General features: G+C 46.1%; 13 protein-coding genes. 6 read left to right on the forward strand and 7 right to left on the reverse strand.

Annotated features, from left to right (window positions below; genetic code table 11):
- Positions 1-171: 171 nt before the first annotated feature.
- From QZX97_RS05095 to QZX97_RS05115, 5 genes are all read right to left on the reverse strand, one after another.
- Positions 172-1,956: a hypothetical protein gene (locus QZX97_RS05095; RefSeq protein WP_295664300.1), complete on the reverse strand. Its 1,785-nt coding sequence runs from the start codon at positions 1,954-1,956 to the stop codon at positions 172-174.
- On the reverse strand, positions 1,953-4,046 hold the full coding sequence (locus QZX97_RS05100; RefSeq protein ID WP_295651252.1) for a DUF4175 family protein: 2,094 nt from the start codon (positions 4,044-4,046) through the stop codon (positions 1,953-1,955). The genes QZX97_RS05095 and QZX97_RS05100 overlap by 4 nt, the downstream gene beginning before the upstream one ends.
- The gene (locus tag QZX97_RS05105) at positions 4,039-5,550 is read right to left on the reverse strand and encodes a BatA domain-containing protein (protein WP_295651256.1); all 1,512 of its coding nucleotides are present in this window, start codon (positions 5,548-5,550) and stop codon (positions 4,039-4,041) included. Before QZX97_RS05105 ends, QZX97_RS05100 begins: the two co-directional genes overlap by 8 nt.
- 82 nt (positions 5,551-5,632) lie before the next feature.
- On the reverse strand, positions 5,633-6,505 hold the full coding sequence (locus QZX97_RS05110) for a DUF58 domain-containing protein (RefSeq protein ID WP_295651259.1): 873 nt from the start codon (positions 6,503-6,505) through the stop codon (positions 5,633-5,635).
- Between the two features lie 89 nt (positions 6,506-6,594).
- The gene (locus QZX97_RS05115; protein WP_295651262.1) at positions 6,595-7,599 is read right to left on the reverse strand and encodes a MoxR family ATPase; all 1,005 of its coding nucleotides are present in this window, start codon (positions 7,597-7,599) and stop codon (positions 6,595-6,597) included.
- Positions 7,600-7,766: 167 nt separating this feature from the next.
- Between QZX97_RS05115 and QZX97_RS05120 the strand changes: the two genes are divergently transcribed.
- Both QZX97_RS05120 and QZX97_RS05125 read left to right on the forward strand, forming a co-directional pair.
- Entirely contained in the window at positions 7,767-8,393 is a 627-nt protein-coding gene (locus QZX97_RS05120) for a DUF4159 domain-containing protein (RefSeq protein WP_295651265.1), read from the forward strand.
- An 18-nt stretch (positions 8,394-8,411) separates the two neighbouring features.
- A complete protein-coding gene (locus QZX97_RS05125) occupies positions 8,412-9,881 on the forward strand; it encodes a M28 family peptidase (RefSeq protein ID WP_295651268.1) in 1,470 nt (489 codons plus the stop codon).
- Positions 9,882-9,929: 48 nt separating this feature from the next.
- Here QZX97_RS05125 and QZX97_RS05130 read toward each other — a convergent pair whose 3' ends face one another.
- Positions 9,930-10,277 carry a YciI family protein gene (locus QZX97_RS05130; protein WP_295651270.1) on the reverse strand — a complete coding sequence of 116 codons (348 nt, stop codon included), beginning with the start codon at positions 10,275-10,277 and terminating at the stop codon, positions 9,930-9,932.
- 204 nt (positions 10,278-10,481) lie between these two features.
- On the opposite strand from QZX97_RS05130, the gene QZX97_RS05135 reads away from it, so the two are divergent.
- Entirely contained in the window at positions 10,482-10,895 is a 414-nt protein-coding gene (locus QZX97_RS05135) for a hypothetical protein (protein WP_295651273.1), read from the forward strand.
- Entirely contained in the window at positions 10,811-11,773 is a 963-nt protein-coding gene (locus QZX97_RS05140) for a DUF885 domain-containing protein (RefSeq protein ID WP_295651277.1), read from the forward strand. The genes QZX97_RS05135 and QZX97_RS05140 overlap by 85 nt, the downstream gene beginning before the upstream one ends.
- Before the next feature lie 16 nt (positions 11,774-11,789).
- Here QZX97_RS05140 and QZX97_RS05145 read toward each other — a convergent pair whose 3' ends face one another.
- The gene (locus QZX97_RS05145; RefSeq protein WP_295664303.1) at positions 11,790-12,866 is read right to left on the reverse strand and encodes a hypothetical protein; all 1,077 of its coding nucleotides are present in this window, start codon (positions 12,864-12,866) and stop codon (positions 11,790-11,792) included.
- 334 nt (positions 12,867-13,200) lie between these two features.
- On the opposite strand from QZX97_RS05145, the gene QZX97_RS05150 reads away from it, so the two are divergent.
- Positions 13,201-16,128 carry a triple tyrosine motif-containing protein gene (locus QZX97_RS05150; RefSeq protein WP_295664306.1) on the forward strand — a complete coding sequence of 976 codons (2,928 nt, stop codon included), beginning with the start codon at positions 13,201-13,203 and terminating at the stop codon, positions 16,126-16,128.
- Between the two features lie 59 nt (positions 16,129-16,187).
- A complete protein-coding gene (locus tag QZX97_RS05155; protein WP_295651285.1) occupies positions 16,188-16,835 on the forward strand; it encodes a response regulator transcription factor in 648 nt (215 codons plus the stop codon).
- Positions 16,836-16,842 lie beyond the last annotated feature (7 nt).

Raw genomic sequence — 16,842 nt, forward strand, 5'->3', positions numbered from 1 at the left:
ATTCGGGCTCGTGTTGCCACCTTAATCCTTCCAGATATCCAATACAGGCTTCCTGAGTTGAAAATCTCGTAAATACTTCACTTACATTCATTTGCATAAATATACAAAAATTAAATGTCTATTCATGGGCTATTACTCTCTTGAGAGGGGTCGGGGGTGTGTCATTTAAAACTACACCGCCCAAAACTTTGCTTCGGCCCATAAAAAAGAACAAGCGGTTAAAAAGAGCAGGAAAAACCAAATTTTTGGTACGGGTTGTGTTATTGCCTGTTCTTTTTGTTGTACGTGGGTGTAATTTAGCAAATTTTTGTTCGCGTAACTGTTTGTAACAAAAATCTTATGGAGGTTTTTGATGTTTTTCCAATCATTTTCGCCATAAACATAAACATCGTTCATTTTGGCATCGCCGTTGGCCACTTTTTGCCACCCGGATCTGCCCGGCCAAAACTTTGCCTGCCATAAAAAAGGTATCTCAGCGTTTTGAGCAAAGGCCGGTTGCAGGTCATTCAGTTTTACAGAATCGGGGGCTGATGCGCTTAAAACCTGCAGCGTGGTTTCATGGTTGGTCTGTGGGATGTCCGTTATCAAGCTCAATGACTTTTGAACAGCCGCCTTCCGTGCCGCTTTGTTGATGAGTAAACTCCAGTATGCTGTATAATCGTTTTCATCCCCGCCCAGCATCCAGTTATATGTATTACCAAGCGCACTGAAAACCAATTTCCCGGCACCCGAAAGCGTGCTGCTCACCAATGCTTTACTTTGCCCATCGCTTACCAAAACCTGTGTGCCTTGCTTGTATACAATGCCAACGGGGTCGATCTTCAATTTTTCGGTGGCCGCGGTTTGCCCGGATATTTGCAATGCCGCCGCGTTTTGGGTTTGCCCCGATGTTTTAACCAGCGGGAAACTGCTTTGAAACCAGGAGGTGGTCTTAGCCGCGCTATCCGCCCGCACAATAAGCCCTAAACCCGATTGCGTAACCTGCTGTTTTAAAGCCAATGCCTCGGGAACTAATAATGCCTGTAAGGCCGATGCATCGCTCACCACCACATCAAAGTTTTGCAGCGTGCCTGTGCCGAGGTTAGTTAATGGGATTTGTTTGGCATTAACCGCCTCCGTACTGAACTTATCTTTACTGATGGCCGTGCGGGTATAAACCGTATAACCATTCGCACTAAGCCAGTTCTTTAAAAAACGGTTCTCAAAATCGGGCGAGGAGGAAAGTATCAAAACTCTGACCGGCTTAACCGCTTCAATATGCAAAGGCAAAGCGTTGTTTTCAATGGTGTCTTTCCCATCGGTTACTATCAAATTATAAACTACATTGCCGGTAGTTTTCGGAATGGTATGCAATTCAAAATCGCCGTTTGTTTTTTGGGTGATGGAATCGAGCGTTACGTTCAAACCTTTTAACAGGATGGTGTAGGTTTTACCATCTGGGTTGTTAAACTTGCCCTGTACTTTTAAGCTTTCACCCGCTTTCAGATCGCCGTTCCAGCTGACTGAACTTAGCCCTGCGGGTTTTGCAGGTCGATTGAAAAGCACCGGCATATTTAACCGTTTCAATCCATCCTCATCCAATCCATAACCCAAAACCTGTATTTGCGTTAACTGCGGGTAGCCTGTTTTTATCAGCGAAAGCGTTTGGAGCAATATTGCTTTTGGATACTCCTTTTTCATCGCTGCCGAAGCCGTAAATACGGGCACATCGGGATATTTTTTTAAGCTATCCGTACTAAAACCATCCGTAAGCAAAATACCGCGATGGTTGTCGGCCACGGTTTGGTTAGTTTTATACATCAACGGCAGTATGATACAAGCCAGTGCCGAAACAGCAACCACCACGGCAATTACCCGTAACAGCATGTGCGTTTTGTTCTCGCGCTGGTACTCTTTCCAAGCCGAAAAGAGGAGCAACAAAACACAAATACCTATCACCAAAATATTCCAACTCATTTGTTCAGGTTTTTGTAATACTGTTGCGCCAGGCCCATATCGGCTTGTGTTGCGTTGGCCTTAGGCATGGGTTTAGCGGCTTGCAGGGTAAATTGTATGGCTTTCTCTACACGACCGATATCGGCGGCCTGTACCTGCTTTGGCGATGCCAGTATACGCCGCATCGCGCTTACCGAACTGATATACTCAGCCGGTTGCGCCGTGGCACGACTGCTCAATTGCTGCTCAGCCAGTTGAAGCGCATGCAATGAAGCGCCGTTCATTATTGCCCCGCTTTTTAACTGCTCCAAAACGGGCACGGCGTTTTGCATGGCCTGGTAGGGGTTATCGGCACCCTTCATGGTATAGTGCACGTCCGGCTCAACAATTTTTTTCAGCTCGCCGCTTAAGCGTTTTTCCATTTTCAGGGGCGGCGGGTTATAGCTGGTCTTGGCCACATACGAGCGCGATTTTTGTTGCAGGTCTTTCAACAAGCGCAAGGCCTTGTACTCAAACGGTAGGGCATCCTGTGGCTTGTACATGCGCAGGTGCAATTCGGCGTTCCACATTTCGGTGAGGGTAGCCTTGAGCTGGGCTTTTATCGCCGGTTCGAACAAGCCCGCGTCTTCCGCATTATCGTGCTTGTCGGTGTACTCGTCCATGATCTTGTTGATATTGCTGAAATCCTTCGGGTCCGACACGCCGTTTTGCTCCGGTCCGCCGATGTTCGATTCCGATTCCTCGCCCAAAAACTTGCCGTAACGCAGGCGCAACAGTTTCTGGTCCACCCCCAGGTCATTGCTCAGCCCGTTAAACTTTTCAGCGCTGATGGTATCTTTTTCTTTCAGTAAATGCTCCGAATCGATAATAATTTGCCGCTCGCTGCGGAAGAACTCGGGCTTCAGATCGGTACCGGCTACAATGCCGTTCATGCTCAGCAGGGCGGCGGTATCCTGTATGGTAACGGTATAAGCGTCGGTACGGCTTTGCTGGTTATGGTTATCGGTAGCTAAAATATAGAAGTACAGTTCATCGCCCGGCTCCATATCCAAAGCTTTCAGGTCGACCAATTTTTGCAGATCGTATTTGGGCTTGCGCTCGTTAAACGAATTGGAGAATTGCAGCTTATACTCTTTAAACTTCACCGCTTCGCCGCTGCCTTTGGCTACGGTGGCCATCAGCAAGGCATTGCTCACACCATAATCGTCGCTAACCTGCGTGGTAATGTTTACCTGTGGCTTTTCGCCTGCATCAATAAAAGTATAAGGTTTGGGTGTGATGATGCGGATGACCGGCGGCGCGTCCTTAATCACCTCCACCTGGTACAAATCAGATAGTTTGCCATCGATAGCCACCTGGTAAAAGCCGGGTTTGCTGATGGTTTCCCGACCTGTAAAACCGGTATGGTCGCCGTTTGGTGATAAACGGATATTTTCCGTCTCGTTAAATAATAACGAAACCTGCTTTACCGCGATATTGGTTTTGATATCCCATTTTACCTCGCTGCCTTCTTCCACATTCAGGGTGAACTGGCTTTGTTCCCTTTTTGCCTTGCCTGTATAGGCAGGAGGGGTAATGCTGATGCGCTGCGATTCAATTTCCGGCAGTACCTTTTCGGGAATGGTTTTAACAGTGCTATCAGTCCGATGTGTAGCTATTTTTGATGGGAAATCCAATGATATCCCGCTTTTCGCGATGGCAAAACTTACTCCCAGCAGCAGTACCAGTATAATGCCCGACTGCCGCAAATGTTTGCTGATTTGTTTGGGCTGTTCGTTCAAATGTAATAGTGCCGTTTCAACTTTGGCTACCTGAAAGCGTTCCAACAAGTTGAGTTCATCGTAAGGTTTTAAAACCAGGTCGCAGCTTTCTTCCAGTTGCGGGTAGTAAAGGTTAAGTAGTGAAGATACCTTGTTATCGGTAATTTTCCAGGGTTTGCGGATATAGAGCAATGCGGCGAGGCTTATCACAAACAACACCATCGCGCAAAGCAAATTAATGATGCTGAATGCCAACGACGCAATGGCGAGCGCAAGTAAGATACATGCCGCTACCTCATAGGCCATCCAGCGTCTGCGCAATATCCGGAGTTGTGTGATGCCGCTATCCATTCGCCAAAATAGTTTTCCGATGGGCCAGCCACCGTTCTGTTAAAAACACCAATACCAAAACCATCCATATATAACGCGACAAGTCCACCTCATCTGATAAGCCTGACAAATTTGCCTCATTGGTCTTCGCCATCAAAGGCATTATCTGCGCCACATCCATTACACGTTTATCGTTACGGATGCTTATCGCTGATGGCTCGTGATCGGTCATCAAACCTAACAGCATTCGCGGAAAATTATCGTTCCAAACCAAATCGCCCCATTGCGGGTCGAAGCGGGTGTAAAAACGGTAAAGCGTAAAATCTTTATCTTTTTCGGCACTCAAAACCGCATGTCCGTAACCATCGCGCCAAACCAGGCCGGCATCGCTTTTTGGCGAAGTTATTAATAGGTGCAGGGGTACCTGCCCGTCTTGCCGGCCAATGTCAAATCCATCGCCAACGCTCATCCAGGTGGCTACGTTTTGCGCTTTCCCGGTTTGGTAAATGAACAGGTTTTTAGCGATATCCGTTGCCGCTTTGATGACCGGCCTCCGGGCCAGCCAAAACATCCAATCCTGTTTTTGTTTTAGCCGGATAACATCGTTGTAATTGAGCAGTTGCACTTTTGCATGCAGCATAGGTGCTATCGCTTTTAAAGCCGCGTTCAAATACGCTGCATCGGGCTGGCCGGCATCGGCTATCATCGCTATCCGTAAAACAGAAGTGTCGGCAGTAACCACACGTTCGGGATCGCTTTTTAAATGGGCAACCACATCGCCACCCCGCACGATAAGGGTATTAACCATTCCAAAACCCGAGCCCGGTTGCATAGTCAGTACCGAATACGCTGTACCACGCTCATTGCTCGTGCCTTTCAATACTTTGATGTTATCATCATTGGCTATCCAGGCCTTTTCAAGCCATTCGCTGTCGAAGTCGCCGGGGGTATAGGTTTGCCAGTTGAGGTTAAGGGCCACCATTGGTTTGCTTCCGCTGAAATGCGTCAGGGTGTTTTCGGTAAATAAGCTGACAGGCAGCTTTGACGGCACCTTGCCATTGAGTTGTGATAACAGATCCCAATAATTCGTGATGGTGGTATCGGTAACTTTAGCAGTGTCCTTTACAACATCCATCCATTCCGCCTTTGCAAAACCCTTGTCAAAATAATGGAACTCATAACCTGCGGCGGTTAACGAGTCGACAGGCTTTTTATAAATCTTATAAGCCTCTTTAAAACTTTGTTTAGGAATAAGTACCCAACCTTTTACTTTGCCATCGGCAGGTTTTGTCCAAAAGGGCATGGCCAACAAAGCGGCCAATACTATCAATATCAAACAACGCAAAGCCAGTAACAACAGATCCAACAACCTAAAACTACGACTGCTTTGCCGCGATGCCTCACCCATGAGCGCGATACTCCCCACCTTCAGGGTTTTCCCCTGTTTAATGTTCCACAGGTGTATCACCACCGGTATCAATACCGCGGCAATTGCTGTGAGCCATATGGGGGTGAGGAAGTGCATTTAGTATTGCGATTTGAGTATTGCGTATTGCGGTTTTTTCATGTGTTTTCTTGATTCTCGGATCTTGATTCTTGACTCTTTCTTAAAATCCTTTATTCCGTTGCACCAAAAACTCGCGCAAAACTTCGTCCAATGGTTGGGCGGTACTCAGCATTTTGTAAACGATGTGTTTGCCCAACAAAGCCATGCGCAGGCCTGCGATGTGCTGCTCCAATGTTTCCTGGTATTGTTTTTTTGCCTGCGGGCTGATGGGAATGGTTTGCCCGGTCTCCAGATCTTCCAAAGTAGAGTAGCCCTTAAAATCAAAATCCAACTCGTTTTGTCCCATTAAATGGAAAACAATCACCTCGTGTTTTAAAGCCGCCAGCGTGTCCAACAGTTTTACAATCTCGCCGCCGTTCTGGTACATATCGGTAATAAATATCAACAGCTCCTTGCGCCCGTTACCGGCGAACAGTTCTTTATAATGTATGGGCTTGGTAAACGTACCAGCAGGTTCAATTTGCTGCAGGTTATAATACAGCCGCTGCAAATGCTGCGGGTCGAGCCTTGAGGGCAACGAGAACAAACCCCCGTCCTGGAACACGTTCAAGGCTATCGCATCGCCCTGCAAATTGGCCAAATAAGCTAACGACGCCGTTAAAAACCGCGCGTAATCAATCTTTTTTACCCCGCCGTCGTCATGGTTCATGGATGCGCTGGCATCTACCAAAAAGCGCACGGATATACTGGTCTCAATTTCCGATTCGCGGATATAATACCGGTCGCTACGGGCAAACATGCGCCAGTCGAGCCAGCGCAGGTCGTCGCCGGGCTGGTAGCTGCGGTACTGGCTAAACTCGAGGCCGGGCCCCTTTACCGTACTTTTGTTATACCCGTTCATAAAGCCATCAATAACCGTTTTCGCCACCAGGGGCAAATCTTTAATGGTCATTAAAACTTTAGGATCAAGCACTTCGTTTAGATTTGAGATGTTAGATGTGAGTATTTAGATTTAAATTATCCATTAAAAGTCTCCCCTTCCGGGGGAGATTTAGAGGGGGCTTATATTTTCGGTCGCTCAATTACCTTAACCAACTCCGCCGTCACCTTATCCGATGTTATCCCTTCGGCCTCGGCTTTAAAGTTGGTGAGTATACGGTGCCTTAATACAGGCGTAGCCATGGCGTGTATATCTTCCATCAAAACAGCATACCTGCCTTTTAGCAAAGCACGTGCCTTGGCGGTGAGTATCAATGCCTGCCCCGCGCGCGGACCGGCACCCCAGCGCACCCATTCCTTTACGTACGATACGGTAGTGGTATCGGGACGTGTGGCGCGTATCATGCTGCTCACATATTTGATCAGGTCTTCGCTGATGCTTACCTGCCGTACCAGGGCCTGCGCCTGCTGTATCTCTTCGCCATTGATGATGGCATTGATGGCCGCCTTTTTTGTACCTGTGGTGCGGTTCAATACTTCAAATTCCTCGGCCTCGGTAGGGTAGCCTATTTTTATCAGGAGTAAAAAACGGTCTAACTGCGCTTCGGGCAAGGGGTATGTGCCGGCCTGCTCTATCGGGTTTTGGGTCGCGAGGATAAAGAAGGGCTTATCCAACGGGTACGTTTGCCCGCCGTAAGTTACCTCGAACTCCTGCATAGCCTCCAGCAATGCCGACTGTGTTTTTGGCGGTGTACGGTTAATCTCGTCGGCCAAAATAATATTCGCGAAAAGCGGGCCCTTGTTGAACTTGAAAAAACGCTTGCCGGTGACATGGTCTTCCTCCAATATCTCGGTACCTACAATGTCGGTCGGCATCAAATCGGGCGTAAATTGTATGCGCCTGAAAGCCAGGTGCAGCGCCTGCGACATGGTTTTAACGATCAACGTTTTGGCCAAACCCGGTACACCTTCCAACAGGCAATGGCCACCGGCTAAAAAGGCTACCAGTAATTCGTCGAGTATCTCGTCCTGCCCCACAATTACTTTTTGTATCTCGGTTTTGAGCGAGGGTAGTTTGGCGAGGAGTGTTTTTATATCGGTTTCGGTGAGTTCGGTAGTAGTAGCCATTAATTTTGTTTTGTGATAGTAACGTTTCAGAACACAATATATAGCGGTTTAGCGTAACACGCAATATTTTCGCAATATTTGCAGTAAAGTATCCAAATCTTTACAAGATAGATACAATTTCCCGCATTTGGCTTAAAATTTTGTACTACTTTAGGAGTTTACAACACATGGCACAAGGCGCAAAATTCACTTTTACCAGGTTAAGCTACCACAGCGGCGATTGGGATACCGACCAACGTATGCCCGCCAATATGCTCAACTCACTGCTCGAATACACCACCATCCCTTTCGACCCGCACGAAAAGGTGGTCGCCCTGAGCAGCAACGATATTTTTTCGGCCCCGTTTTGTTACCTGAGCGGGCATAAATTAGTTCAGTTTGATACTGTGGAACGCGCCAACTTTAAAAAGTACGTGCAAAACGGCGGTTTTGTTTTTGTGGACGATTGCAACCATGATATCGACGGGCTGTTCGCCAAATCGTTCGAGGCGCAGATGGATGCTTTGTTCGGTACCAACTCGCTAAAAAAGATACCCAATAATCACCCGATATATAATTGCTTCTTTAAATTTGATAAAGGTCCGCCGAATACGGTATTCGAACTGAACGGCTGGGGCGACGACCTGATACACGATTACCTGAAAGCTTACGAAGTAAACGGCCGCATTGCCGTGCTGTATAGCAACAAAGATTACGGCTGCGAGTGGGACTACGATTTTAGGAACAAGCGCTTTTTAGCCGAAGACAATACCAAATTCGCGGTGAACATTGTGGTGTACGCTATGGGGAGTTAAAATTTAAACACACTCGATATGAAAAGAACACTGACCTTGTTTTTATCAGGCATAATTGCGCTGAACACATTAGGCCAAACCAAATCTTCCACCTTACCACCCGCCCTGGCATCCATCAAAGATGCCGACCTGAAAAAAGACATTTTTGAACTGGCCAGCGATGCCTTTCGCGGCCGTCGTGCCGGAACCATTGACGAGATGCGTGCCGCCGTTTGGGTGGCCCAAAAAGCACAGGAAGCGGGATTGAAACCTGCCGGTGCCGATGGTACTTATTTCCAGTTTTATAATATTCGTCGCACGGTTACTTCGGCAAAAAGTTATTTCAGCATTGGTAACCAGTCCCTGGTACTATGGAAACAGTTTTGGCTCACCCAACCTATGGATGCGCACCTTGACGGCCCTGTGCAATGGCTCACATCAATGGCCGATACCACAATGGATTTGAAAGGTAAAATAGTAGCCGTAAAAATTACCGCGCCAAAACCATTGCCCGCCGCCGGAATGAGTTTGTGGGGTTTCAGGTACACGTCTTCGGCCATACGCCAGCAAAGCGCCGCCTTGCGCCGCAGAGGTGTTACCGCCATTATTTTTGTCGCCGACGATGTGGTCGAAAGCTCGCTGGCCTTTATCGGGCATAATTATGAGTCGGGTTTATATGTATTGGATGGTACCCCTGCAGCAAATAACGCCCGCTTTCAACCTTTGCCGGTTATTATGGTAAAGGGCGATATGGCAGCTGCCCTGCAACAAGCGGGCGCGAGCATTAAAGCCGACTTTAGGGCCGAAACTTTTCTATACCCATCGGTTAATGTAATTGCAAAAGCCGTTGGCACCGACCCTAAACTGAAAGATGAATATGTGCTGTACAGCGGCCACCACGACCATGATGGCGTGGGCAACCCCGTAGCGCAGGATTCGATATGGAACGGTGCCGATGATAATGCTTCGGTAACAGTAGGCATGTTGGCTATCGGGCGGGCATGGACAGCTAAGCCCGGCAAACGCTCGGCCCTGTTTGTTTGGCATGGTGCAGAAGAGCGCGGCTTGTTAGGCTCGCGCTGGTATGCAGCTCACCCAACGGTCGGCAAGCAAAGCATTGTCGCCGTTTTAAACGGCGATATGATAGGGCGCAACAGTGTCGATTCGGCAGCATTGCTGGGTACCACGGCGCATAAAAACTCAACTGCGCTCGTTGATATGGCGATGAAAGCCAATGCTGATCTGACAAAATTCAAGGTCGATTTTTCGTGGGATGACCCTAAACAGCCCGAAGGATGGTATTTCCGCAGCGACCACCTGCCTTATGCGCAGGCAGGCATCCCTGCTATATTTTTTACCTCGCTGCTGCACCCCGATTACCATACCCCTAAGGATGAACCCGACCGTATCAACATCGCCAAACTGGCAAAAATGACGAAGTGGATGTATGTTACCGGCTGGCTGGTATCGCAAACCGAAACACGGCCGGCTTTGGATACGAAGCCATAAAAACGAAGAAGCCCTGATAAACATCGGGGCTTTTTCGTTTTAGTTAAATTACATGCTCATCGGGATAATGCTGCGCACCTCAACACTTCCGCCAACTTTTAATACCGGGCAACCTTTGGCCAGTTCAGCAGCCTCTTCAATGGTATCGGTTTTAACAATAATATAACCGCTTACCATTTCTTTCATTTCAACATAAGGGCCGTCGGTTATCACATCGTTGGGTTTTAACACTTTGGCATCAAACCCTAAGCGGTTGCCGGGGCTGGCCAGTTTGTTTTGCGCGGCAATGCTGCCCATCCAATCGCGCCATTGGGTTAAAATGCTTTGCATTTGCTCGGGCGAAAACTGCACATCAGGGTCGTTGGCGTTTCTGAAGATAAAGGTGAATTCGTTCATGGTTCCTAAATTTAAATGGTTTTTTCCTTAATAATGGGCGGGGTATTGATAATTGGACAAGTGGTATAAAAATATTTAAAATAACGTGTAAATGTGCAGGTGTGCGAATGAGAAAAAGTTTGGGCGGCCACAGATTGTAACATTCTGCTACGGCTATCGTCAAACCCATATCCGCAAAAAAAGTATTGACCAACCGAATTTTATATGATGCGACACTTAGCCCTGTTTGTTTTCCTGCTTTGTCTTAACACGAACAAAACCCGGCCGCAAACTGATTTTGATGCTTTCAGCAACCGGTTTGTATCGGGCTACAAGAAGTTGCATTTACCTGCTTTTAGTTTGGGGTATGTGCAAAACCTGCAAAGCATACAGTCTATCGATAGTGTGCGATTACAGCAGGCTTTTTTTGAGCAGGTACAACAGCAGTTGAAAGGTTTCAATCCTGCACAATTAACTGCCCAGCAACAGCAGGATTACCAGCAAATTGCTTACGAGACCGGCCTTAACCTGGAGCGGATAACATTAGAAAAGGAATGGCTGATACAAGCCAATCATCAACCCGGCGACGGGGTTTATACACCATCCCGAACGGAAAACAATGGTACGCATACTTCCTAAAAAAATGGCTGGGTGCCGATGTAACGCCAGACGAGGCATACCAATTCGGCTTGAAGGAAGTAGAACGGGTTAAAGGACATATCGAACAAATACGCATGGGCACCGGCATGGGCAAAACCGCCTTTTACAAGCATTTGAACGATCCGGTATTTTTCACCAATAACCGCGACAGCATACAACAGGCTTTTGAACACACCAAATCGGTTATTTACGCGCACCTGGACAGGCTGTTCAGCCTCCAAAGCATACCCGAATTGACCATCAAACCGGGCGAGAACAAAAACCTGGCACAAACGCCGGGCTATTATGATGGCAAAACCTTTTATTATAACCTGTTCGACCATCCGTACAATAAGCGGCAGTTCGACTGGCTCTTCATCCACGAAGGTGTGCCCGGCCATCATTATATGGAAACACTAAACGAGCGGCACAACAACTCGGAAGTACAAAAACAGTTTTACTATTTAGGATTGAGCGAGGGTTGGGCGGCCTACACAGAGGAACTCGGCAAACAGCTTGGCGTTTATAAAACCCCTTACGACGAGCTGGGCAAATGGGAATGGGATATTGTCCGTTCGGTGCGCGTGCCCATGGAGGTTGGCATCAACTACTATGGCTGGACGGATGAACAAGCCCTTGCCTTTTGGAAAAATAACATCACCGGTCAGGATGATATCGCCATGCGCGAAATAGCGAGGGTAAAACGCTGGCCGGCGCAATCCATCACCTATAAATATGGCGCATTACAAATTATGCAATGGAAAGCCATTTTGCAAAAACGCGAAGGCAGCCTTTTTGATATCAAACACTTTCACGACAGCATATTGCAGCATGGTTCTCTGCCCATATTTATGGTGAAAAAGAATGTATTAGGCTGACGGAAAACCGCCGCGGCTATTTTTTTAACGCCCCTGTATTTGAAGTTGAGTTTATTGTTCCAACCGATATGGTGCCATTTGAATTGGCAGGCAATTTTTTGGCCGAGAACGGATTAGACCCAAACCTGAAAATGATAGAAAAGAAAGGGTTAAAACGGGTAACCTGTTCGTTAAGATCATTTCCTTGCAAACCGGAGTATAACAATTGGCCATTGGTAAACTCACCTTTCAGGTTGGTTACCTGATGTGCCGCCACACCGAAGTTGATACCAATATTTTGGTTGTACAACAGCGAATAACCTGCAATTACTACCGGCGAAATACCTGTAGCGTTACTGCTCAAACTAACACCCAAACCGGCAGTAAAACTGCTGCTCAGCACACCCGAGCTTTTGGTGATATAATGGAAAGCAACCGTAGGTGCATATTGCGCCTGCGATTCGCTCGATCCCGGGGCCACCGTGTAAGTACCCAGCGGTGCACCTTTACTGTCTAAATTTTGCTGAGCGTAATAGGTATGCGGTTTACCAAATACAAAAGGGATATAGGTAAAGCCGTAAACGGTAACAAACTGTCCTTTTTCTTCGGTTTGGATATTGATGGTCCAATCCCTTTTTGTATCAAGGTTTGTTATTGTTAGGGTAAACACCTCATTGTTTAATTTCGAAATGGTGATCGGGTCGGATGTTGTAGCGGTAAGATACTTACCATAAAAATCGCAGTTATTGGTGCGCGCAATGGTCATCAACTGGCCAATTTCAGCTTCTGTTTTGGCATCGTGCAAAGCCTGTTCCAGGCCGGTGCAGGGGTCAATACCTGTAGCCGCAAGGGCTGCCGGTACCGGTAAAGAGCCCGAAAGCTTCAAACTACGGGTTTGGTTTACAGCGTAATGACCGGAAGGTAATAAGTTGTGGATAACGATAACTACAGGTTTATTATTGGGTACCTGATAGGTTGGCGAAATATTGGTGGCCAGATCCAGATAAATGGTATCGACGTTAGAAAGCATTGCCTTTGTCCCTTTTTGGGCATAAGCATTACATGCAAACAGTACAATTAATAAGGTTATAATTTTAGTAAATATTCTTTTCATTTGTAACAGCTTAAGGTTTAAGTATAAACACAAAGTGGTAAAATTAAACTTTTTTACGTATGGTTTCCATTTTCGGTTATAAATATTTTCGATAAGCAACCTTTTTTTTATCGATGCTTACCGTTTTCAATATCATGGGCTATTCCCCTCAGCTGTTCGCGCTCATAATGTCTGGTAAAAAAATTAGTGTTTATAATCAATCATTTATGCTAATTTTAAAATTGCAAAATAAATAGTTCAAACCTTATCGTCTAATAACAGAATGTTTAATACCCTAATAAAATTTGCGCTGAGCTTTCTTTTATTATTCCTGCCCTTTAAGCTGTTATCGCAGATGTTTAGGCCAGACGCCGATTGGCGTTTCGAGAACTTTAACGTGCAAAACCATTTCATCAACAGGGAAATATCCGACATGGCATTTGACAAATATGGATATGTCTGGACCTGCGGCCGGGGCATTCAAAGGTTCGATGGTAACAAAACAAGCTATTTTTACAAGTTCGATATTGCACCCGGGGCGCTGCGAGATAACTACGATGATGTTATTGCCGATAACACAGGGCGCATTTGGGCCTGCGCTGCTGGCTTATGCTATTATGATGATGCAAGCAATAAATTTGTTTACCTGGATGGAGATTCAAAGCACAAAATAGAAAACGCCAATGCATGTCTTGTCCAAAAAAACACGCTGTGGTTTGTCAGCGATTTAGGCTTGGCAAAAGTAGATACACGTACTTTAAAAATAACATTCACCTCCCTGGCAAATATTACCGACCCCTTGGGCACTTATTTGCTCGACGAAAACACGCTGCTTGTTTCAAGTCGCGAAAAGGTTTATATCTATAACATAAAAACAAATACTTACTCAACACGGATCTTAACGTATAAGGGTGGGCTGGTTAAAATATTCGCCGTCAAAAAAAATGCCGACGGTTTTTATTTGGGTACAAATCTGGGGCTGCTCATCAGCAAAAACCTGTCCGATTTTTCTTTGGTAGCGAAAGAAACAGCCGGCGTCGAAATAGACGATTTGACGTTTTTACCGTCCGATAAAAAGGAACAATACCTTTTTATCGCCACAGGCGGAAAAGGTGTATTGGTGTATGATACCGCGCTCAAAAAAATCGAAATCAGTTACACCCATGATGATAACAACCTGTACAGCCTGCCCAGCAACCTCGTCAACAAATTTGTTATCGATAAAGAAAGCCGGTTGTGGATTGCTACGGGTTTAGGTATAAGTATGCTCGATAAGGGGAACCAGCAGTGGAAAATCAGGGCTATTGCCAAAACAAGTACCGATGAGGTAGCTATCAACAAAATTGTAAGGGATAAGTACGACAGCGTAAAAGTTTGGATGGCCACAAACAGCCATAAAATGATGTGTTTTAACTGGGAAACCAAAAAGGTTGACAATATGTTTGCCATTGATAAAAGCCCCGATGTACAACAGATTTATGATTTTGTGCAGACCGATAAAAACAAATGGCTCATTATAACACAAAAAAAGATAGTAGAGTGGAGCGCCACTACGGGTATTTTGCACCAGATGTGGCTGCCTTTGCCCGATTCGACGATATTGAATTATTATATCCACCGAATAATCATGGTGGATGCCGACACCTATTTTATTACAACCAATTTAGGGCTTTTTAAATATCAACTTAGCACCCATAAAGTTGAAGCGGCTTCCGTAAACCGCAGTTCGCCAAAGCCGACCGACCCGCTTAAGTATAATTTGTTAAATGGCTATTATGATAATGGCTCACTTTGGATAGCATCGCGGAATGGCCTCTTTAATTATAACATCGCTGCAAAAAAAACCACATTCTATCGGGATACTGGGGAGTTGCCCCATTACTTCTTTTTTAGTATTGCGCCGGCTGTCAACAATCAAATTGTTTGCGGCGCGGGCAATGGCCTCACCATTTTCAATAAGCAGACCAAAAAATTTACTTTCGTTAACACCATCGCTAATTTATACCGACCCCTTTGCGAAAGCGTTATCACTGTCGATAACATGGTTTGGGCAAATACGGATGCCGGGATACTTACCTATAACCTTGATACACATATATCGTCAAAAGCCGAATATGAAGACCCGCTGATACAAATTTTCCCGGGATCGCCCTTGGCAAAGATTGGAAACGACATTGTATTGGGTTTTAGAAACGGCTTTGCCTATTTTAAGCCGTCAGCAAAAAACACGGCCCTCCCCTCCGATCCGGTAATCGAAAAAGTGAGTATAAACAACCAGCCCGCTCTTCCTTACTATCCCGGCAAAACCGGCAGCAATAAACTGGTTTTAAGCCCTAATAACAATTCGGTGAACATTGCCTTTACCGCGTTTTTATATACCGACCCGGCGCATATTAAATTCAGATATAAGCTAAATACTGCCAATGCAGCATGGCAGTATACCGATCAGGAACGTAACGCCAATTATGCGCAATTGCCACCCGGCGACTATACTTTTTATGTTCAAAGCGGCAATAAAAACGGCCTTTGGAACAATCACATGGCCTCGTTTAGCTTTTTGATTGAACCGCCATACTGGGCTGCGTGGTGGTTTAGGCTGCTGGTAATAGTGGCTATCGGGCTTATTTTATACCAGTTATATAGCTACCGTATAAGGCACCTTTTAGCTATCGAAAGGATAAGGGAAAGGATAGCATCCGATTTTCATGATGATATTGGTTCTGCATTGAGCAGCATTTCTATTTTTAGCGAAGTGGCCGATAAGCAGTTGAGAGAACAAGCGCCGGCCGAAAAAACACGCGAAATCATCAGCCACATCTCGCATTACTCGCGTAGCATGCTGGATGCAATGGACGATATTATTTGGGCGGTAAATCCACAAAACGACCATTTTAACGATTTGGCGGTACGCATGCGCGAGTTTGCCATCCCCTTGCTCGAAGCCGGCAATATCAATTTCGAGATCAATATTCCGGAGGATATCCTCAATACCCGGGTAAAAATGGAGGCCAGAAAAAACATCTTCCTGATCTTTAAGGAATCTATCAACAACATACTTAAACACTCAGGTTGTTCATCTATGAAAGTTAGTGTCAATAAATTGGGCAATAAAATAGAACTTGCCATAAGCGATAACGGAAAAGGCTTTGAAGTTGAAACCCCCAACACCCGCAACGGTTTAAAAAACATGCACAAACGTGTGGCCGAACTTAAGGGTACGCTGAGCATAAAATCGGCACCGGGCGAAGGTACAGAGGTAAGGTTGGTATTCAATATCATATAAACATATTATAGGATAGGCTGATGCACCGCACTATCTTTACAAGCTAAACACACACCAATTTGAGCATCCGGGTTTCCGTATTTGACGATAACAGCGCCTTGCGCGAAAGCTTATACTACCTTATTTCGGGTACGCCGGGTTTTACCATAGCGGGCATTTATCCGGATTGCAACAATGTGTTGGTCAATTTACGAAAAGACCCTGTCGATGTCATCATGATGGATATCGATATGCCCGGTTTAGACGGCATTGAGGCCACAGCGCTCATCAAAAGCCATTTTCCGGACATCAATGTGTTGATCCTCACATCATACGACGACAGCGAAAAAATCTTTGGCGCCCTCCAATCGGGCGCATCAGGCTATTTGCTCAAAAAAACCACGCCTGCCAAGATAATGGAGGCCATTACCGAGGTAAGCCAGGGTGGTGCGCCCATGAACGCCAGTATTGCACGCAAGGTGCTCGATTTTTTCAGCGAAAAGAAAAACATCGCTCAAAACGAATACGACCTCTCGCTGCGCGAAAAAGACGTATTAAAATGCCTTGTACGCGGCGACAGCTATAAAATGATAGCCAGCCACTGCTTTATCAGTATGGGCACGGTTTGTACACATATCAATAGTATTTATAAAAAATTGCACGTCAACTCCAAGTCCGAAGCTGTTGCAAAAGCCATTCACGAGCGTTTGATAAACGACCGGTCTTAAAAAAGCG

The sequence above is a fragment of the uncultured Mucilaginibacter sp. genome, from assembly GCF_903893715.1.
In the GTDB taxonomy this organism is placed as follows: Bacteria; Bacteroidota; Bacteroidia; order Sphingobacteriales; family Sphingobacteriaceae; genus Mucilaginibacter.